The sequence below is a fragment of the Hydrotalea sp. GW822-HT8A01 genome, assembly GCF_058798575.1.
Genome location: NZ_CM179506.1, coordinates 1,507,353 through 1,527,153, shown reverse-complemented (window position 1 = coordinate 1,527,153; position 19,801 = coordinate 1,507,353). Strand labels below are relative to the sequence as shown.

Annotated in this window: 25 protein-coding genes and 1 pseudogene; 8 read left to right on the top strand and 18 right to left on the bottom strand. The window is 37.3% G+C overall.

Annotated features, from left to right (window positions below; all coding sequences use genetic code 11):
- The first annotated feature begins 67 nt into the window (after nt 1-67).
- From ccoG to AC3QLY_RS06715, 3 genes are read left to right on the top strand one after another with little or no spacing between them, the layout of a single operon-like run.
- On the top strand, nt 68-1,393 hold the full coding sequence (gene ccoG, locus AC3QLY_RS06725; RefSeq protein WP_394369758.1) for a cytochrome c oxidase accessory protein CcoG: 1,326 nt from the start codon (nt 68-70) through the stop codon (nt 1,391-1,393).
- Between the two features lie 11 nt (nt 1,394-1,404).
- Complete coding sequence (locus tag AC3QLY_RS06720; RefSeq protein WP_074417379.1) at nt 1,405-1,839, top strand: FixH family protein; 435 nt, start codon at nt 1,405-1,407, stop codon at nt 1,837-1,839.
- Nucleotides 1,839-2,546 carry a sulfite exporter TauE/SafE family protein gene (locus tag AC3QLY_RS06715; protein ID WP_218331418.1) on the top strand — a complete coding sequence of 236 codons (708 nt, stop codon included), beginning with the start codon at nt 1,839-1,841 and terminating at the stop codon, nt 2,544-2,546. The genes AC3QLY_RS06720 and AC3QLY_RS06715 overlap by 1 nt, the downstream gene beginning before the upstream one ends.
- A 201-nt stretch (nt 2,547-2,747) precedes the next feature.
- Here the strand turns inward: AC3QLY_RS06715 and AC3QLY_RS06710 are convergent, their stop codons facing one another.
- The 6 genes from AC3QLY_RS06710 to AC3QLY_RS06685 form a co-directional block, all read right to left on the bottom strand.
- Nucleotides 2,748-3,161 (bottom strand): VanZ family protein, encoded by a 414-nt coding sequence (locus tag AC3QLY_RS06710; protein WP_074419073.1) that lies wholly within the window; start codon nt 3,159-3,161, stop codon nt 2,748-2,750.
- A 171-nt stretch (nt 3,162-3,332) separates the two neighbouring features.
- Nucleotides 3,333-4,151, bottom strand: coding sequence for an anti-sigma factor (locus AC3QLY_RS06705; protein ID WP_074419072.1), 819 nt, complete (start codon nt 4,149-4,151; stop codon nt 3,333-3,335).
- 2 nt (nt 4,152-4,153) lie between these two features.
- Nucleotides 4,154-4,660 (bottom strand): RNA polymerase sigma factor, encoded by a 507-nt coding sequence (locus AC3QLY_RS06700; RefSeq protein WP_074419087.1) that lies wholly within the window; start codon nt 4,658-4,660, stop codon nt 4,154-4,156.
- Nucleotides 4,661-4,760: 100 nt separating this feature from the next.
- Nucleotides 4,761-5,135 (bottom strand): glycine cleavage system protein GcvH, encoded by a 375-nt coding sequence (gene gcvH, locus AC3QLY_RS06695; RefSeq protein ID WP_074419071.1) that lies wholly within the window; start codon nt 5,133-5,135, stop codon nt 4,761-4,763.
- A gap of 46 nt (nt 5,136-5,181) precedes the next feature.
- Nucleotides 5,182-5,862, bottom strand: a complete 681-nt coding sequence (locus AC3QLY_RS06690; RefSeq protein ID WP_074419070.1) for a peptidylprolyl isomerase — start codon at nt 5,860-5,862, stop codon at nt 5,182-5,184.
- An 18-nt stretch (nt 5,863-5,880) separates the two neighbouring features.
- Nucleotides 5,881-6,234 (bottom strand): hypothetical protein, encoded by a 354-nt coding sequence (locus tag AC3QLY_RS06685; RefSeq protein WP_074419069.1) that lies wholly within the window; start codon nt 6,232-6,234, stop codon nt 5,881-5,883.
- 80 nt (nt 6,235-6,314) lie between these two features.
- Here AC3QLY_RS06685 and serS point away from each other — a divergent pair, with 80 nt between their 5' ends.
- Together serS and AC3QLY_RS06675 are read left to right on the top strand one after the other, a co-directional pair.
- Entirely contained in the window at nt 6,315-7,586 is a 1,272-nt protein-coding gene (gene serS, locus AC3QLY_RS06680; protein WP_218331416.1) for a serine--tRNA ligase, read from the top strand.
- Between the two features lie 40 nt (nt 7,587-7,626).
- Nucleotides 7,627-8,574, top strand: coding sequence for an alpha/beta hydrolase (locus AC3QLY_RS06675; protein WP_288071699.1), 948 nt, complete (start codon nt 7,627-7,629; stop codon nt 8,572-8,574).
- Here AC3QLY_RS06675 and AC3QLY_RS06670 read toward each other — a convergent pair.
- From AC3QLY_RS06670 to AC3QLY_RS06640, 7 genes are all read right to left on the bottom strand, one after another.
- Complete coding sequence (locus AC3QLY_RS06670; protein WP_492991056.1) at nt 8,571-9,104, bottom strand: L,D-transpeptidase family protein; 534 nt, start codon at nt 9,102-9,104, stop codon at nt 8,571-8,573. The genes AC3QLY_RS06675 and AC3QLY_RS06670 overlap by 4 nt on opposite strands.
- 140 nt (nt 9,105-9,244) lie before the next feature.
- Nucleotides 9,245-10,147 carry an outer membrane beta-barrel protein gene (locus AC3QLY_RS06665; protein ID WP_074418061.1) on the bottom strand — a complete coding sequence of 301 codons (903 nt, stop codon included), beginning with the start codon at nt 10,145-10,147 and terminating at the stop codon, nt 9,245-9,247.
- 19 nt (nt 10,148-10,166) lie between these two features.
- The gene (locus AC3QLY_RS06660; protein WP_074418062.1) at nt 10,167-11,252 is read right to left on the bottom strand and encodes a hypothetical protein; all 1,086 of its coding nucleotides are present in this window, start codon (nt 11,250-11,252) and stop codon (nt 10,167-10,169) included.
- A gap of 1 nt (nt 11,253) precedes the next feature.
- Complete coding sequence (locus tag AC3QLY_RS06655) at nt 11,254-11,742, bottom strand: RNA polymerase sigma factor (RefSeq protein ID WP_074418063.1); 489 nt, start codon at nt 11,740-11,742, stop codon at nt 11,254-11,256.
- Nucleotides 11,743-11,842: 100 nt separating this feature from the next.
- Complete coding sequence (locus AC3QLY_RS06650; protein WP_074418064.1) at nt 11,843-12,037, bottom strand: hypothetical protein; 195 nt, start codon at nt 12,035-12,037, stop codon at nt 11,843-11,845.
- A gap of 885 nt (nt 12,038-12,922) precedes the next feature.
- Nucleotides 12,923-13,171 (bottom strand): hypothetical protein, encoded by a 249-nt coding sequence (locus tag AC3QLY_RS06645; protein ID WP_074419066.1) that lies wholly within the window; start codon nt 13,169-13,171, stop codon nt 12,923-12,925.
- Nucleotides 13,172-13,175: 4 nt separating this feature from the next.
- On the bottom strand, nt 13,176-13,526 hold the full coding sequence (locus AC3QLY_RS06640; RefSeq protein WP_074419065.1) for a type II toxin-antitoxin system HicB family antitoxin: 351 nt from the start codon (nt 13,524-13,526) through the stop codon (nt 13,176-13,178).
- A 394-nt stretch (nt 13,527-13,920) separates the two neighbouring features.
- Between AC3QLY_RS06640 and AC3QLY_RS06635 the strand changes: the two genes are divergently transcribed.
- The gene (locus AC3QLY_RS06635) at nt 13,921-15,084 is read left to right on the top strand and encodes an ATP-binding protein (protein WP_074418078.1); all 1,164 of its coding nucleotides are present in this window, start codon (nt 13,921-13,923) and stop codon (nt 15,082-15,084) included.
- A gap of 56 nt (nt 15,085-15,140) precedes the next feature.
- Here AC3QLY_RS06635 and AC3QLY_RS06630 read toward each other — a convergent pair.
- The 3 genes and pseudogenes from AC3QLY_RS06630 to AC3QLY_RS06620 form a co-directional block, all read right to left on the bottom strand.
- Nucleotides 15,141-15,475: pseudogene (locus AC3QLY_RS06630) on the bottom strand (PIN domain-containing protein).
- Nucleotides 15,426-15,596 (bottom strand): PIN domain-containing protein, encoded by a 171-nt coding sequence (locus AC3QLY_RS06625; protein ID WP_492991051.1) that lies wholly within the window; start codon nt 15,594-15,596, stop codon nt 15,426-15,428. The pseudogene AC3QLY_RS06630 and the gene AC3QLY_RS06625 overlap by 50 nt, the downstream one beginning before the upstream one ends.
- Nucleotides 15,589-15,807 carry a UPF0175 family protein gene (locus AC3QLY_RS06620; protein ID WP_492991049.1) on the bottom strand — a complete coding sequence of 73 codons (219 nt, stop codon included), beginning with the start codon at nt 15,805-15,807 and terminating at the stop codon, nt 15,589-15,591. Before AC3QLY_RS06620 ends, AC3QLY_RS06625 begins: the two co-directional genes overlap by 8 nt.
- Nucleotides 15,808-16,424: 617 nt before the next feature.
- Here AC3QLY_RS06620 and AC3QLY_RS06615 point away from each other — a divergent pair.
- Together AC3QLY_RS06615 and AC3QLY_RS06610 are read left to right on the top strand one after the other, a co-directional pair.
- Nucleotides 16,425-17,228: a type II toxin-antitoxin system antitoxin SocA domain-containing protein gene (locus AC3QLY_RS06615; protein WP_074418068.1), complete on the top strand. Its 804-nt coding sequence runs from the start codon at nt 16,425-16,427 to the stop codon at nt 17,226-17,228.
- A complete protein-coding gene (locus tag AC3QLY_RS06610; protein WP_074418069.1) occupies nt 17,225-17,569 on the top strand; it encodes a hypothetical protein in 345 nt (114 codons plus the stop codon). The genes AC3QLY_RS06615 and AC3QLY_RS06610 overlap by 4 nt, the downstream gene beginning before the upstream one ends.
- A gap of 246 nt (nt 17,570-17,815) precedes the next feature.
- Here the strand turns inward: AC3QLY_RS06610 and AC3QLY_RS06605 are convergent, their stop codons facing one another.
- Together AC3QLY_RS06605 and AC3QLY_RS06600 are read right to left on the bottom strand one after the other, a co-directional pair.
- Nucleotides 17,816-18,526: a sugar transferase gene (locus AC3QLY_RS06605; RefSeq protein WP_492991045.1), complete on the bottom strand. Its 711-nt coding sequence runs from the start codon at nt 18,524-18,526 to the stop codon at nt 17,816-17,818.
- A gap of 116 nt (nt 18,527-18,642) precedes the next feature.
- Nucleotides 18,643-19,800: a glycosyltransferase family 4 protein gene (locus AC3QLY_RS06600; RefSeq protein WP_492991043.1), complete on the bottom strand. Its 1,158-nt coding sequence runs from the start codon at nt 19,798-19,800 to the stop codon at nt 18,643-18,645.
- Nucleotide 19,801 lies beyond the last annotated feature (1 nt).

The following is a 19,801-nucleotide window of genomic DNA, read 5'->3' as shown; positions in this document are numbered from 1 at the left end:
TGAACCCCTTTCAGAAAGTTTTCGCGACAGAATTGCAACAGTAGATGAGGAAGGGAAACGCAAATGGGTGTATGCTTATAAACCCAAAGGAAAATTTTATTCCATCAGAACCTGGTTAAGTGTTTTTTATTTTATTGTATTCTTTGGTACGCCTTTTATTCAGATAGATGGCAGGCCGCTATTCATGTTCAATATACCCGAAGGAAAATTTATTCTGTTTACCAAAATTTTCTGGCCTCAGGATTTTTTCATCTTCGGGTTAACCATGATTACTTTCGTATTTTTTGTGGTATTATTTACGGCTGCATTCGGCCGCCTTTTCTGCGGTTGGGCATGCCCACAAACCAATTTTATGGAAATGATGTTCCGTAAAATTGAATTCCTGATACTGGGTGATGCGCCTGCACAAAGGCAACTCAGTAATGCACCATGGACCGGTAAAAAAATATTTAAAGTTGGTTTAAAGCATGTTGTATTTTATTTGCTTTCATTTATCATTGCCAATTTTTTTCTGGCTTATATTATTGGTATGCCGGCACTCATTAAAATTATTACAGAACCGGTATCTGAACATCTGGTAGGCTTTGCCTCCATTCTGGTTTTTAGTGCTGTATTTTATGGCGTATATGCGTTTTTCAGAGAACAGGCCTGCACAGTGGTTTGTCCTTATGGCCGCCTGCAAAGCGTATTGCTCGATAAAAATTCTATGATTGTGGCATACGATTATAAAAGAGGTGAACCCAGGGGTAATGCTAAAAAATTACATACTGATCAGTTAGGCGATTGTATCGATTGCTTTCAATGTGTAAAAGTTTGTCCTACAGGTATTGATATCCGCAACGGCGTTCAAATGGAATGTGTAGGTTGCACCGCCTGTATAGATGCCTGCGACAATGTAATGGATAAAATTGGCAAGCCAAAAGGATTGATAAGATATGCTTCAGAAAACTCTATTGCTAACGGTATACCCTTAACGTATACCTCGAGAATGAAGTTTTATACGGCACTTTGCGCTATTGTATTACTCATATTAGGTAGTATTTTGGCAACCAGAAAGGATGTAGATGCCACCATCATTCGCACACCCGGCATTTTATACCAGGAAAGAGGAACGGATAGTATCTCTAATTTATACAACATTAAAGTAGTGAATAAAACAACCAAAAACGTACAATTACAATTGCAACTGCATCAGGGTAATGGCAAAATTGACATCATTGGGAAACCCTATGTAATGGTACACAAAGAAGGTCAGGGCTCCGGTGAATTTTTTATTACGTTACCTAAAAATGCCATCAAAGAAAGATCATCACATATCACAATTGATTTAATGGCTGATCACAAAAAAATTGCAACATTGAAAACAAACTTTTTAGGACCCGTAAACAATTAAAATAATTATTTATGAATTGGGGATTTAAAATTACCGCAGTATTTGTAAGCTTTACGCTTTTAATTGGTTTTTTGGTGTACAAATCAGTGCACACCAAAATTGATTTGGTAAGCACAGATTATTACAAAGAAGAATTGCGCTTTCAACAACAAATTGATGGAACCCACAATGCCAATTTACTTTCAGCAGTAAAAGTGATACAAACAGACAGTACCATTGTGATTGTTTTTCCGGCAGAATTAAAAGGTGCAGCCATTGAGGGAGAAGCCTGGTTTTATTGTAAAACCAATGCAGATTTTGATAAAAAATTCCCAATTAAGATAGATGAAAATGATATAATGACACTTTCCAAAAAACCATTATTGAAAACAAATTATGCTTTGAAATTAAAATGGATTTCAAATAACAAAGATTATTATTCTGAACAGCCGGTAAATATTCAATAATGCAATGGGCGTTTATCATATCCGGATTAACTTTAGGTTTACTTAGCAGTTTTCACTGTGTAGGCATGTGCGGGCCTATTGCTTTTGCTTTACCACTTCCGCAGCAAAACCTGTATAAAAAAATAGCCGGTATTTTGCTGTACAATACTGGCCGCATTATTACCTATAGCAGTATGGGTATTGTTTTTGGTTTTATAGGCAGAATAATTTCCATTGCAGGATTTCAACAATATTTTTCTATCAGTATGGGGGTAATCATACTATTATATGTAAGCATTCCCTACTTCAGCAAACATATTTTTCACTTGGCATGGATGGATGGTTTTACCTATTGGATACAACAATATTTGGGCAAATTGTTACAAAAAAGAAAACTAAAAAATTTATTATTCATAGGCATTTTAAATGGCCTGTTACCTTGTGGTATGGTGTATTTTGCCATTGCGGGTTCATTGGCAGCGGGATCTGTAATAAACGGTTGGGGCTTTATGATTGCTTTTGGCTTGGGCACCCTTCCTTTCATGGCTTTACTTTCTTTTTTTGGGTTTATCATCAATATCCATACGCGTAATTATCTCAAAAAAATCATCCCGTATGCATTAGGGGTAATGGCTATCTTATTGATTATCAGAGGAATGAATCTGGGAATTCCATACCTAAGCCCTTATTTTAGCAGCACTTCAGGTAATGCGATATCGTGTCACTAAAATCATTAACATTTTATTGTTAAACCATTGACATTTCTTTCAGTCTTTATTACTGACATTTGTGTTGTGAATGTGATGAATAAATATTAATTTAGTGCAATAGAAGAAAAAACGATTTTAACGATGCAATGAAAACTTTTTTAACTCGTTAAACGTAAATAAGATAACAATTAGGCAAGTAGTCAATTTTCTCATAAGCAGTTAGTTTTGGTTGCGGCCTCGATTTCCATCGGGGCCAATCTTTTTAACCCCATACCATTTTTTTCTTTGCCACAACCATGCCAGCAAACAACCTGCTGCATCTGCTATCATATCATCCACATCAAATGAACGATGCGGTATAAAATATTTCTGTACAAACTCCATGGCAATTCCATACACCACACCCGCAATAACAATCCACACAATCCATACACGCCTTTTCCTGTAATCAGCAATTGTATTTGCAAATAAAAATACCATTCCAAAAAATAAAGTAATGTGGATCAGTTTATCTACATGCCATTGTTCTATCCAGCTAATATCGGGTAAATCATTGCCGGGCAAACATAAAAGAAATGTGGTAGTAAGCAACCAAATAATGGCAGCAATGATGTAGTAAGAAGTTCGTTTCAAACTATTTTTTTACAAAAATAAGGGAGCCATAAAAATAGCTCCCCTTCCATCTGAAAAACCCCTGCTAAGCAATCAGCAGGAATCATTATCCTCATGCATTTACATACGAAAAAAGCGCACCAACGGATGCGCTTTTATACATGAATCTTGTAAAAAATATAAGTAATCTATTTAACCTGAGATTTTTCCAAAAACATAGAGCTGATCTAAATGCGGTGTAGGACTACCACCCTTATTTTCCAGCGTAATGGCAAATGCCTGGGCATTTTGCACATTTTTTAATTTACACAACCCATTGCAATCGGCACCGAGTAATCCGGCATCAACAGGTTTACCATTTACCAAAGCCCACAACTGATATTGTTTATTTTCGGGTGCCTGTGGCAAACGATTGGGTAAGAGATATACTTCTTTAGATTGTTTATCCCAAAACACAGTTGCCAAATTGTTTTCTTTCCCTTTAATACCGGGCATAGATACTTTCAACATATTCGGATCGCTCATTAACTGCATGCTGTTGTAAATATCTAAAGCTTTTGTTTTATAAATATTCAACCCGGCTTCCAATGAATTTCTTTCATTAACCAATGCCAGATATTTGTTTTGTAGTTGTTCTACTTTGTTGAAGAAATAAATATTTAAACCGGCACTGGCCACTATGAGTATTACAGTTGCTGCCGCCGCATATTTATTCCAAAACAATGAAACAACTTTACCTGATGTTGTTGCCTGCTGATGGGTTGCAGTAATAGCCACATCATCAAATTCCTCATGCAATGTTTTAAACAACTGTTGTTTAATATGTGCAGGAGGCTGCTTGGCATTGGCCAGTGCCTGGGCTTCCAGCGAAGCCTCAAATGCAGCCAGTGCCTGATTAATTTCGGGATATTGTTTACGCAACTGCTCCAGTTCGGCAACTTCCTGTTCGGTGGCCAAACCTAATACGTAACTTTCAATTACCCCACTTTCTATGTAAGCCTGTATATCCAATTTCAATGGTGTTTTAACATTTGCCTTAACTGTATTAATGCAGTTCTCAATCTGGTTTTAACAGTACCCAAAGGTATATTCAGCATTTTCGATATTTCATCCTGTGTATAGCCTTCAAAATAAGCCAGTTCTACCAACTGCTTTTGTTCGGGTTTAAGCTGATGTACCACTTTTCGTAAACCAATTTGCTCTACTGCAATACTGGTGATACCCGCTTGTTCATATACGCTTTCCTGCAGTTCCCGGTTTTGCTGACTGTTTTGAAACCCTTTGCTTCTAATCATATCAATAGAAGCATTCCGGGCTATATTCAGCATCCAGGTAAACAGGCGCCCTTTCACCTCATCATACAGTGCTATTTGTTTCCAAATTTTTACAAACACTTCCTGTAACACATCGTTTGCCAGCTCACTGTCGGTAACAATATTTTGAATAATGCTATACAATGCACCTGAATAGTTATCATACAAATAACTAAAAGCAGCTTCTTGTCGTTGTTTCAACAACATAACCAGTTCAGGTTCACTGTATTTTTTTTCTTCTTGCAATGCTATTTTGGGTGTTTAATGCAGATGGTAACTGATATACGGCAAAATAACCGGTTTGGTTTTAGTGTACCAATTGTTGGTAGGCAGCAGCATCTAATAATTCGGCCACATCTGCAGGATTGTTTACTTTCATTTTAATCATCCATCCCGCTCCATAGGGGTCAGTATTCACTAATTCAGGTTGTTTTTCCAAAGCAGCGTTCACTTCTATAATGGTTCCTGCAACGGGTAAAAACAAATCGCTCACTGTTTTAACCGCTTCAACAGTACCAAAAACTGCCTCAGCATCCAAAGTTTGGTTATTGGCTATATCCACATAAACAATATCACCTAATTCACTTTGTGCAAAATCAGTAATACCTACGGTGGCCACATCACCTTCTAATTGTATCCATTCATGGTCTTTTGTGTAACGAAGATTAGCAGGAAAATTCATAGTGTATTTTTTTACAAATATTGTTAGAAAAATTGGTTTTATTGCATTAATTCAACAAAGTAATGGTTATTCTGATGTTCTTTAATGGTCTGTTTGCCTTATTGGTTGACTGAGCAGCAATTTTATCAATTACTTCTAAGCCACTAATTACCTGCCCAAAAACCGTGTATTGCTGGTCTAAGTATGGTGTGCCACCTATTCGTGCATAGCGTTCGGCCTGTTCTTTTGTATAGTGAAAATTAGGATTGGCAGGCTTCACCCGCTGCTGGTAATGCGTTTCCAAAGCTGTACTATCAAAAGTTTTACCCTGAACAATATAAAACTGGTAAGCGTGACTGGCTTTTCGGGGGTTTCCATCCCTTGCAGCAGCCAAAGCTCCACGTTCATGTATGATATCATTCCGAAACTCCGGTAATATTTGCTGATCGGGTGGCGTAGATGTGTATTGCATGGCCGATGTATCGGCTAATGTTTTGGTAGCCGGGTCACCTCCCTGTATCATGAATCCGGCAATTACCCTGTGAAAAATGGTACTATCGTATGCCCCTGCTGCTACATTTTTAATAAAATTATCACGATGATTGGGTGTATTGTTGTACAATTTAGCCACCATATTGCCGTATGGTGTGGTAAACAATACATATTGTTCTTTTACTTTTACCGGTTTTTGAGCATAGGTCATGGATACAAAACGCATCAAAACTATCATCATCAATACATACTTCATGTAATTTGTTTTTTGAAGCTATTCCTTATCCCAGTATGGTTGTTCAAAATACAAGAGGATATAATCTTTTAAAAAATTTTCCTGTTCGGGCAAAGCCATCACCGGTATTTCTTTCAACTGTTTAAAATGCGGCCATCCATCTTCATCTTTTCCTTCTAATATAAAATATCCACCGGGTGCCAATACCGTGCAAACCGCCACATGCATTAAATCCTGCTTCTGTTCTTTCGATATTTTATCACGAATAAATCCCGTTTCCTGCATACCAATTAAAAACAAAACTGCTTCCAAATCAGGTTTTTTTCCAAACTGCTCCATTAACCGAGCCTCTAAAGCCCACCAGCGTTGTTGTAAATCATCTTGTACAAACATGCCGCAAAGGTAAATACTGTTTCTCTTTCCATATAAATTATCTCTTTATCTACGCCTATATTTGCTGCAAATTGCTATTTATGTTACAGGTACAGGTGCTGCGCAACAATCCGGAATGGGTAAAAGAAAGATTAGCGCTGAAACAGTTTAAACAACCGGAATTAGTAGATGAAATCATTGCTTTAGATGATCTGCGCCGTAAAACACAAGCTCAGTTTGATGCGGTACAGGCACAAGCGAATGCTGCCGCAAAAGAAATTGGCAAACTGATGGCACAGGGGCAAAAAGAAGCCGCTGAGACCATGAAAGCCAATGTTAGCAACCTGAAACAAGAAGCGGGCGCACTTAGCAATGCTTTAACCGAAACCGAAAAAAAATTACAGGAAAAAATTATTCAGTTACCCAACCTGCCTGCAGCCATCGTACCACCCGGCCGCTCTGCCGATGACAATGAAATTGTTAAGACCGGAGGTTCCATGCCTCAACTGCCTGAAAATGCACTACCACATTGGGAACTGATTAAACAATACGATTTAATTGATTTTGAAACCGGTGCCAAAATAACGGGTAGCGGCTTTCCGCTGTATAAAGGTAAAGGCGCCAAACTACAAAGAGCCCTGGTTCAGTATTTTTTGGATGAAAATACCGCAGCCGGTTATACTGAATACATACCGCCATTTATGGTGAATGAAGCCAGTGCCTATGGTACAGGCCAATTACCCGATAAAGAAGGGCAGATGTATCATGCTACGGAAGATAATTTTTACTTAATACCTACCGCAGAAGTTCCTGTAACCAATATTTACCGCGATACCATTTTGAGAGAAGAAGAACTGCCCATTAAAATGACAGCCTATTCACCCTGCTTTAGAAGAGAAGCCGGTAGTTTTGGAAAAGATGTACGCGGATTAAACCGACTGCACCAGTTTGAAAAAGTAGAAATTATTCAAATTGTACACCCCGATAACAGCTATGCAACACTTGATGCAATGGTAAACCATGTTGAACGATTATTGCAATTATTAGAATTGCCTTATCGCATTCTACGTTTGTGTGGTGGCGATATGGGCTTTACCTCTGCACTTACTTACGACTTTGAGGTATTTAGCGCTGCACAACAACGTTGGTTAGAGGTAAGCAGTGTGAGCAATTTTGAAAGCTTTCAAACCAATCGCTTAAAATGCAGGTTTAAAGATGCTACCGGCAAAACACAGTTGGCACACTCTTTAAACGGTAGCGCATTGGCGTTGCCCAGAATTGTTGCCGCTTTATTGGAAAATAATCAAAATTATAACGGCATTGCATTGCCGAAAGTATTGCATCGCTATTTTGGTGCAGAAGCCTTGGTTTAACAGCAGGCCGCACTTGAATAAATTTTTAAAACACCTACCCATGCCTAAATGGTTAAAGCGCACCGGCTATGTTTTACTGGCATTTTTTATTCTGCTTAATGTAATGATGGCCTCGCAGGCTTACTACTTTACACATTTTTTTCCGCTAACAGAAAAACCGGCTACTACTGCCCAAATGAGTGGCATGGCCAAATGGAAAGCATTGCTATTAGGAATGCCTTTTTATAAAAGCCGGGTAGTTGATTCTTTAAATCTTCCACACCAAAACATTACCATTGCTACCGCTGACGGACAGGAACTGGCTGCCTGGTTAATACCCAAAGACAGTGCACTCGGCACCATTATTCTGTTTCACGGGCACGGCAGTAATAAAAGTGCTTTAATTCCCGAAGAAAAGGCTTTTTACACTATGGGTTACCGTGTATTGGCGGTTGATTTCCAGGCACATGGCAACAGTACGGGAACTGCCTGTACCATTGGTTATCACGAGGTGGCCGATGTAAAAGCAGCATACGATTATGTAAAAGCCCATACACAACAGCCCATTATTTTATATGGCATTTCATTGGGTGCTGCTACTATTTTACAGGCCATGCAACAATATGCATTAATACCCGATAAAATAATTTTGGAAATGCCTTTTGGTACTTTACAAAAAGCTGCCGAAGGCAAATTGCGTACCATGCATTTACCCGCAGAACCCCTGGCTGCCGCACTTACATTTTGGGGTGGTATTGAACAGGGTTTCTGGGCATTTAATTTAAAACCGGAAGATGCTGCTGCTGCTATTCATTGCCCGGTATTATTGCAATGGGGATTACAGGATCAAAGGGTTACACAAAATGAAACCAATACCATTTTTAAAAACCTTGCATCACATCATAAAGAAATGATGATATATGCCCTCAGCCACCACCAAAGCCTGTTACAAAATGAACCGGCTAAATGGGGGAAAACAGTCAGTGATTTTTTATACAAACAATACTAAGGTTCTATTATCACTTTTGTACCAATCGGTAACAGGTTGTATAATTCAATAATGTATTCATTTCTGGTACTGATACAACCTTCCGTCCATGCCTGATAACCATCTACCGAAAAATCTTCATGCGGCCAGGTACCATGTATACCAATACCACCCCCTATTGCTGCATGTGGCAATATAACGCCATTGGCTTTGCGTTGATTAAACTTTTCATAACTCTCCGCATTCGGATAATCTAATGCTAAAAACCGGCACCATTTAGGGTGTAGTTTTTTGCTCACAATATGAAAAATACCTTCGGGTGTTTTCCGATCACCGGCCATCATTTTATCCCCCAAATCTTTACTGCCAAATACCACCGGATATTTAGCTACCCATACTTGATTGCGGTTATACAGCGTTAAAGTGTAATCCGATTTTTTAATCACCACATAATAGTCATCTTTATCCACTCCCGAACGGGTAAAAGAAACACTGCTGAAAGCAAGTGCAGCAAGCAATACAAAGGGATGCAGGTTTTGCCGAAATTTCATAACGGAATATATTTCTAAAATTATGCCGATATACCGCTTTTTAATATTTTAGAAAAACATTCACGTTTGCCTCACTCCAAAATAAAAACACCGCTTAGAAAAGAAGTGTTTGTTTAACTACATATAACATGAGAAAAAAACTAAAATCTGCTGAACCTTATACCCACTGCATAGGGTATTTGATCTAACCCCGTACTTTCTTTGTACAAGTTATTCAGGCTGTAGCTGCCATACAAACGTATGGGGCCTAATCCCAATTCTCCAATGGCCGCTACACGCCAGGGTTGTAAATTAAAATCGCCTTTATATTTTTGTTTTCCACGTTCACCACTAATTTGTTTGTTACGGCTATTGATTAAATAACCGGCACTAACCCCTGCACTAAAACTCAATCCATTGTCTTTAGAGGGTGTTAAATTAAAGTTCACCATAAAGGGTACGGTTAAATAGCCCACATACAATTTATTTTTTGTAAAAGGAATGCTATCATTTAATACCATGGGTTGTGGTGTATTTCTAAAACTGATATTATTATCGAATCGCAGGTTATACATTTCCAATCCTAATCCATATTTTAAGTTAACCACATGCTTAGTAACATTGAGTTTTTGCATAAAAAACCAAATGTTGACATTAGATGATTTGCGGGCATTGAGGTTAAAACTGTTTTTGGTAACGGGATTACCATTTACGGTGGTTAAATAACCTGCACTTTGGGCGGTGGTGTAATTGGTATTATCGTTCAAGTTGGCAAAACCCAAATCTAATATGCCCCAATTGGTTGTTACATTATCATTACGCTTTTTATTAGTTGGCCGATCGGTATCAAAATTGATGCTTACCACTTTGTTATGGCGTGCAGTAGCTTGCTCCTGCGGGGTACGATTATTTTTGTTTTTTTGAATAATGACAAAATTACCTACCTGTATGGTATCTGATTTTATCAGAATACTATCTGCCTGAACCACTACACTATCCCTGTTTTGGGCAGAAATACTGCCGGCTGCGCAAAGCATACCTGCTACAATTATCCATTGCTTCATATCATTTCAATTTTAATTATTAACGTAATTTTGCTGTTGCGGTTAATTTTTCCTGAACGCCTGTTTCCTGCGAACGTAGGGTATGTAATAAACCGCCTGCTTTTTGTAAAATGCCGTTTACTTTATTTTTGTTAATAGGTATGTTATTAATGTAAACCGAACCATTGTTATCATTATCTGTCTCCAATAACCTGTATACCACTGGTTGTGCAGCCACTGTTGTATTTCTTTCCAAATCATTTTCAGGTGTTTTTGCAGCCATTACATTTGTAGTTACTGCCTGGTTTGTAATAATTGTTGTGGCAGGCATGGTAACCATTGTAGCCGGCGCACTTACGGTACCGGTATTTACATGGTGCATTGAAGGCTGCTCCACTGCTAATGTGGTATCCGTTTCAGTAGTATGGTTATTGGTTACAGTTTGCATAGCACTTGTTTTGGGTGCTGTTGATTTTTCTTTTACAGCGGCCAATACCTCAGTATTTTGCTGCAATGCTTTTTTGTGTGGCATGGCTACTTCCAATTGTAAAGGTTCCGCTTTAACAGGCGCTGCATCATTAGGCTTATTGTTTTGCAAAGCCACGGTTTCTTTAACCTGCTCCAACTTTTTTTGTTGTACCGGCGGTGCTATTTGCCAAAGCAATATTCCTACTGCCAAAAGTACGGCGGCGGCCATCATGCGTTGCCAAAGTACCACTACCGGTTTTTTCTCGTGGCGGTATAAAGCAGCTTTTGCGGCAAACACTATTTTTTCATCGGGTAATTTTGCTGCTTGTAATACCGCTATCTGTTCAGCTAATGCTGCATCATCCAACATGGCTTCCTGAATGGCGGCGGCTGTATGGCTGCCTGATTCCCCATCTATAAAATTCAATAGTTCTGCTTCCTCAAAATGGGTTTTCAGGCGTTTCAGTAAAGCAGTTTTATAAGGATATAATACTGCCTCCGGTGGTAATTTAGCCTGTTGTAAAGCTTTGAGCTCTGCTGCTAAATCCGAATTCAATACCAGATAGTTTTCTACCGCCAGTCTTTCTATGGCCGATAATTCGCCATCTACATAGCGAATCAGCCAGGATTCAATATTATTGCGGTTGATTTCCATCATATCACATCACATTTTCAGGGCTTACTAAATAATTCCGCAGGGTTATACGGGCTCTGTGCAGGTACACTTTCACCTGACTTTCATTTAATCCGGTTATCTCGCCTATTTCCTGGTAACTATACCCTTCATAATCTTTCAGCATCACCAAACTTTTTTGCAATTCATTCAATTGTTCCAATGCCGCCATTAAATTTTGATGCCCCATGGCATTGGGTTGTTTTATGTTGCCTATGGCTTCTTCTCCAAAATCTTCCTGTAAATCTATGCGCTTGTTTTTGCGGATATGGTCAATCATCTGGTGGTAAGCAATGGTAAACAAATACGATTTTTCTTTTCCTTCCTGCACCTGCGCCCTGTTGACCCATAGTTTCTCGAAGGCAGACTGAACAATGTCCTTTGCATCTGCTTCATGACGCAAATTCTTCCATATAAACCGATATACATTGTCTGCATATTCGTTTACACATTGGTTATACATTTTTTCAGTCATAAACAGTAATAGGCTGCTTTTAAGTGAAACGTGCTGGTGGTAAAAAAGTTACAGGTAAATAAAAAAATTTTGCGTTTTATCTATCCTACTATTGGCAATATTAAAAATAGGCGGCAATATTAAATTTATTGGCAGGCTCCCGAAAATAATGGTCAGGTGTAGGTTGACCGGCAGGTTGTTGCACAGGAATATTGCATTGTGGGCACTGCTTACCGGTTTCCCATTGTTTCATAACCCATAAACAGGCTATGCCTATCACCATTAATACCAATAATTGCAGCAACGACTTGGCCATTGTTTGATTGATTTTGTATTAAAACGTGCTTAATGAAAAGAAGTTACAGCCTAAGCAAAAATGGTTCTTTTGGGTGAGTTTCTACCTGTAAGCTTATAAGTAACCATGGATACACGAATTTTGTATTTTGAAATGAATAACCCAACATCTGTTTACCCTATTCCTTTGCACCCTTGGCGAGCAACCTTTGCTGGCTTTGCGTGCCACCCAACACTTTTATTAGTTGCCACGAATGCACGAATAGGGTCTGAACTATGATTTATAGGATTTATAGGATTTAATGATTACCCTGATAGGTGCCTAACGGATATCCATTTGCGGAAGCAACAAGCTGCATTACGCCCCATGTATTGTTCTTACTCGGGCACCCGAAGTTTCTCCACAAACACCTTTATTTCAGAAAACTATATCCCACCCATCTTCCTATGTATGCTCCCCTTTGCGCCCTTGGCGAGCAACCTTTGCTGGCTTTGCGTGCCACCCAACACTTTTATTAGTTGCCACGAATGCACGAATAGGGTCTGAACTATGATTTATAGGATTTATAGGATTTAATGATTACCCTGATAGGTGCCTAACGGATATCCATTTGCGGAAGCAACAAGCTGCATTACGCCCCATGTATTGTTCTTACTCGAGCACCCGAAGTTTCTCCACAAACACCTTTATTTCAGAAAACTATATCCCACCCATCTTCCTATGTATGCTCCCCTTTGCGCCCTTGGCGAGCAACCTTTGCTGGCTTTGCGTGCCACCCAACACTTTTATTAGTTGCCACGAATGCACGAAGGATTTTAGATGCTTGGCTATTTGGCTAAAAATGGAGTGGCTTAGCTCGTACCACTTTATCAATTCCTGATGTGCTAAGTAAATTATTATTTTGGATTAGAAATTTTGGATTTCTTTCTCAAACTGTTCTTTAGAAATACCTAAGGTTTTGAGATTTGTATGAATATGCAAAATGGGAATCTCCTTATATTTTGTTCTTATGGTAATGGTTCTTATTAACCTCTTAGGATGGCCTTTGGGATAATTATAATGGTCATGAGATGCTTTGGTTCGTTCATATTTCAAACCCAAACTTTCTAACCATGCAATGAATTTATGAGTAGCGATGATTTGTTTTACACCCATGTCTCTAACAAACTGGAACGCTCCAGTTTTCATTGAATTGTTGTCTTAATACTCCGGCTGGAATATTTAGCTCAACCATGGCAGGAGGTTCGGCTTTTTTGTGGTTGTGAATATTAAAAGTCCATCCATTTTTAACTAAATCATCATGTAGTGTACCATTTTCTTTACATTCTTCAAGGTATGCTTCCATTACTTCATCAAAACCAACTTTAGCATCATCAATAGTATCGCCGTAAGAAGAAAGATTTAAAGAAGGGCAGTATGCAACATAGTAATCACCCTGTTGAAGTACTAACACATTCAACTGAAGCTCAATTACGTTGTCAAACCCATCTGTTTTAATGTAATTTTTCATGTTTTATCAGAATACCAATTTTTATGTCCAGAAAGTATGCCGATAGATTGCGTTTACATTCTAAAATTTCAGGAAATAAAATTAGGCATTTATTTGACATGACAAACTATCTTTAAAAATGATTAGCATTCAACTATTGGCTACCACGAATGCACGAAGGGTTATTGTGGCTAACAATGGATGAACACAGCAACCCAACCACCCAATGACTAATACCCAAAAACCAGCACCCAAAAACCACAAAATACCTGTGCCACAAATACCCGAAGGTTTTTCATACGTGTTCATTTGTGCTATTCGTGGTTAACAATTAGTGATCCAATTCCAAATTTGCATTTTTTTGCAAAAATGGAATCCAATTCCAAATTTACATATTTTTGCAAAAATGGAATCCATGATACCAAGGGCTATTTTACCGCAGGCGCAATTGTATTTATCACAATTTAGAGCAGTTTGCATTACAGGGCCCCGGCAAAGCGGTAAAACAACATTAAGCAAAATGCTTTTTAAAAAGCAGCCTTATGTAAATTTTGAAAATCCCGATACACAGGCAAAAGCCGAAGAAAATCCGGCTGCATTTTTACAAAATTATACCAACGGTGCAATTTTTGATGAAGTACAACGATTGCCTGTGCTATTCAGGTATTTACAGGAAATTTTAGACAATAACCAGTCTCGCGGCCAGTTTATACTAACAGGTTCTAATCATTTTTTATTACAGGAACAGATGTCTCAATCGCTGGCAGGAAGAACAGGCTATTTAACTTTACTGCCATTAAGCTATGCTGAGTTATCACAAACCCATGCATTCAAACAAAAAAAACATACCCTACAACAACTTATTTTAACCGGTGGTTATCCTGAAATATGGCATGAACAATTGCAGCCCCATATTTGGCTGGCTTCTTATTTGCAAACCTATGTACAAAGAGATGTGCGATTATTAAAAAACATTGGCAACTTAGCCGCATTTACTAAACTAATATATTTATGTGCAGCGCATGCCGGACAATTATTAAACCGCGAAACCTTTGCATCGGCTATTGGGGTAGATAACAAAACCATTCAATCCTGGTTAGGTTTATTAGAAACCAGTTTTATTATATACCTATTACCACCCTGGCATAACAATACCGGCAAACGCATTATTAAAAGCCCTAAACTGTATTTTTATGATACCGGGCTTTTGTGTTATTTATTAAACATAAAAACGACAACGCAACTCCATCAACATCCCTCTTATGGTGCTATTGTGGAAAACTGGGTAATTTCGGAAATTAAAAAAAACCGACTCAATGAAGGATTCCCCGATAACCTACACTTTTATAGAGATAGTACAGGCAATGAAATAGATATAGTATTCGAAAAAAATGGCATTGATATGGCCATTGAAATAAAAGGAAGTAAAAAATGGGATACCGGCATGCTGCGTGGTTTACATTACTGGGATAAACATCATCCCCATGCGCAAAAGATGTTAATCTATGCAGGAGAAGAAAGTACAATGATCACCGATCAGTTACAAGTTGCCTCCTGGAGAACCATTGGCGACATATAAAATTGAAAGCTTACCAACCACTCGTTACACAACCACCCAAAGACCACCCATTGTAACTATTCATTAGCCAGTAGCAATGCCTGCAACTCAATTTCCGCAGATAATCGAAAATCTGTTTGCCTTATTTTAGCCATAATGGGTTTTATACTTGGAATGATTCCTTTCAGCTTTGCTTTCACAACAATACCAATTGTACCGTATAGTTCAAGCCAAGTTTATCTGCAATATTTCGGACTTTAATATCATCCAAAACAATGGCACTATCGGGTATTTCCAACGCTAAGGCTATAGCACTGGATTCCCCTTTGTCTATTTGTAATTCTAAAATTTGTTGTTTTGATTTATCTTTCACTTCCACTATTTCTACCCATTCCGGAAGCAATGCCCCCATATTCCATCGCAATATCAACAGTAGTGGTTATTTGCCCATAAACTTTGTGCAAAAGTTCAAGTTCATCAATTTTGGAAAATATAATGAAACAACTTGTGTCAGCAATAATTGTTCTATGCATTGGCAACATCTCTTGGAAGGTGGTTGGCAGGATAATTGAAAATTGAAACATTATACCTGCCTAATAGTTCTGCAAAAGTGCTTTTTGTAAGGCCTGCAAGTTCAGCGGCTTGCCCAAGCGATAATTTTCCCTGTTCATAAAGTTGGCCGGCAACCAGCATAGCCATTTGCGTATTATCCAAATCCACATTGTCTGGTATTTGTAGCGTCATAACTTTCATACATCAAATTTACCTTTTTTAATGGAACTGTCAAATTATAAGGCGTACCCTCCATGTACCTGCCTGCAACACAATGAAATAGGCACGTAGATTTTTTTATTCGTGTTCATTCGTGTCATCCGTTCCTAAAAATGAGTGAACCTCAAGCGCAGCAGATACATACATCCCAAAACTTTGAAATAACAATCCGGCCTAATCTATTGCCATGTTTTTTTAGTTGATAGTCATTATTTATTTTTACTCTATGGGAAATAAAACATTAGAGGGCTTTCATGGTACTGATATAAAAAGTTCGAAAGAAATTATCAAGTCTGGCTTTAAAGTGTCTAAGGGCGACCAACATTGGTTATAGGGGATGGGAGGCTTACTTTTTTGGAGGGTTGGGGAATTTTTTAAAACCAATTTTTCGTTGGGTTGACTTTGCAAGCTCTTGACAAAGCTTTGGTCTGCGTGTTGGCTTGTGGGGCTTTGGCAATGTGTTTGCAAATGCGTTGGGTTTTCATTTTGTCAATTTAAACAAATGTTTTTATTTAGAACAAATATTTGTTTTGTAATGAAACAATTTTTATCTTTGTTCCGTTAAACAACGAAACGCATACATAATTGATATGAACATAAAATTGTTACAAAAGCAAATTGGTCAGAGGATAGCCGAACTCCGTAAAATGAAGGGCTTGTCTCAGGAAGATTTGGCTAAAAATATCAAGATTTCCCGTCCGTCATTGGCTCAGATTGAGTTAGGAAACAGAAGTATTGATGTTCTGGAACTGCAAAAACTATCGCAAGTTTTAGGGTTCTCATTGGATGATTTTATGTCTAAAGATTTTTCTGCAAGCCAGGAGGTTTTTGTCAAAGAAGAAAAAAAGGCAAAGAAAGAAGAAGAACGTATTTCGGTGCCAACGCTACAAGTCAATAAGTTTAAAAACGTTTTGTTGTATATACTTGAGCGTTGTGCAGGTAAACCCAATGTTGGCGAAACTGTTCTTTACAAACTGCTTTATTTCGCCGACTTTAACTATTATGAATTGTATGAGGAACATTTAACAGGTGCTAAATATCGAAAGTTGCCCTTTGGTCCTGTGCCACAAAAGTTAGATACAATCATCAACCAAATGATTGAAAATGGAGAAATTGAACGAATTAAGGTTCCGTATTTTGATAAAATTCAGACACGATATATCCCTTTGGTTTCAGCTGATTTGAAAACCATAAATGGAGCAGAAAAAGAAGTGATTGATAAAGTTATCGAACAGTTTAGTGATTGGTCTGCTGCTGCTATCAGCAACTATTCTCATAAGGATATGCCTTGGCTGGCTTCAAAAGAAGGAGAAGAAATAAATTATGAATTAGCTTTTTATAGAGATGCCCCTTTCTCTGTAAGAAACTACGGAGATGAAATTGAAGAACAATGACCTTTGATGAATTAACTGAATTTAAAAAGGACTTGAAAAACCTTTTGAAAAAATATAGAACGCTAAATGAAGATTTAGGCGTGGTTAAAAAAGTGTTGGAGATTACACCCGATGAAAGACCACCGTTTAGTTTTCGTATTGATAATTTGGGTTTAGAAACGTGTATCATAAAGGTTAAAAAAATTGCTTGTAAAGCATTAAAAGGTAGAGGAGTAAATTCAGGTTTGAGATTGATTTATGCTCACTTTTCTGACGAACAAAAAATCACTTTCATTGAATTGTATCATAAAAACGATAAGGAAAATGAAGATAGAAACAGAATTACGGACAATTTTAAATAAGTAAACTATGTCAAGAAAAAACAATACTGATAGAAACGGTAGTTCTTTTAGTGAACAAATTGGCAACCTTTTTAATCCTGACAATTAGGCTATATGCCTAGTATGCTGCCCTTATTGAACTTTGTTGCGATGGCAAAAAGAAAGGGAACAAAAAATAATTTGATTAATCATACAATTTCCTTCGCCCACAAAAAAACCCGGCAAATGCCGGGTGGTGAAGAATTATTTTTTTATAGAAAGCGTCCTTTATACCGCATTCTTATCTCCCCAAAAAGCGGTTTTAAGGGTTAGGAATATAATTTTAGCATCTAACCACAGGCTCCAATTTTGTATATACCAAATATCATGGTTTACCCTGCCCTGCATGGCATTGGCAGATTGGGTGGGCCCACGATATCCCGAAACCTGCGCCCAACCGGTAACGCCGGGTTTTACCAAATAACGCAAAGCATAATTTTCTATTACCCCTTCTGAAACTTCATTTAACGCAACAGGGTGCGGCCGGGGGCCAATTATGGACATGTTCCCCATTAATACATTCCAAAACTGCGGCAGCTCATCTAAACTGGTTTTGCGCAAAAATTTACCCACCATTGTTACCCGCGGATCTGCTGCTTTGGCCTGTAAATAATTACCCTGCTCATCTACATTGGGGCAATTGGCAAACATGGTTCTAAATTTATAACAGGTAAAAGTAGTATTGTTTACCCCATTACGCTGCTGTTGAAAGAAAACAGGCCCGTTAGATGTACATTTTATTAACAAAATAATAATAGGAAATAGCCAGGAAAAAACGAGTAGAAACAAAATTGAAGTAAATACTACATCAAAAAAACGCTTGGCAAAACTGTTATTTACCATCTCCGCCTTGTAATACAATTCTGAGGCTTCATCCCGAACCTCCCCTTCCAATGCAATAACAGCCGTTTCCCTTCTTCTTAAAAATGTTTGCAGCATAAGTATACATTTAAACGTTTATATCCGTGAAATAAACATTTTTCAATTGGGGGGTAAGCAAATGTAGGAAAAAAGATAATAAGAGCAAATAAATTTGAATTGAGAATAATTTTCAATCAACGATTTATTTCATAAATGGCTACAGTTTTATCGACCATATGTTGAAGGCTGAATTTAGATTGTAATTTTAAAAATCCATTTTCACCAAATATCTTAAGTTCATTTTTGTGTTCAGTATAATAATTAATATCATCAATAAAATCGTCAATTTTATCTACTGAAAAAAACTTACCATCTATCCCATCATTTATTAAATCTAATAAACCTCCAACTCTTGTGGAAAAAATAGGCTTCTTATATTGGAAACTCTCCAAAGCAACATAACCAAAAGCTTCGCCTTTTGATGGAAGAATTACAATATCGCAGAGTTGATAATATATATTCATTTGAGTTGTAAAACCAAGAAAAATAATTTTTTCCTTCAGGTAACTTATTTTACCAACTATTTCTTTTGTTTGTTCCAACAAAGGTCCGTCCCCTGCTAATAAAAAAATAACATTTGTGTTTATTAATTTTTTAGAGTTTTTTAAAGATAAAAAAAATTCGATATGCCCCTTAGCCTCTAAAAAAAGTGCTGGATATAATATTACTAATGGATTTGGAATATTACAGTTAAGATCATTTAAAATATCATCTTTTTTAGATTCATCAAAAATAAAAGAAGGAATGCTAATACCATTATGGATTAAAAAAATTTTTTCATTAGCAATATGTAATTTGTTTATTATTTCATGTTTTTGTGAATTGGAAACAGCAATGAAAAATAGCTTTTTACTAATTAATATTTTTTCAATTATATAATAAAAATAACCTTTGAAACCATGCATTTTATGAAAAACACCACCATGAGGTGTATAAATAATTGTTTCAACTGATGGTACCAAAATTGCAGATAATCTACCAATCCCAGCTGCAATAGCGCCATGTAAATGTAAAATTTGAATTTTATTTGACTTTATATATCTTCTAACTTTAAATAAAGAAAAAAAGTTTTTAAAACTTAATATATTAGAATTCATTTTTATTTCGCATAAAACTATTCCAGTTTTTCTCAAATTTTCTATATTACATAAAAAGTCATTATCCGCTCTTTCTTTAGAATAAATAAAATGAATATTAAAATTATCGAGAGGCAGATTATACAATAGATCTACAACATGCTTTCTGGTACCACCTAATGTTGCTTCTAAGATAATTGCAATATTTCGTTTCATA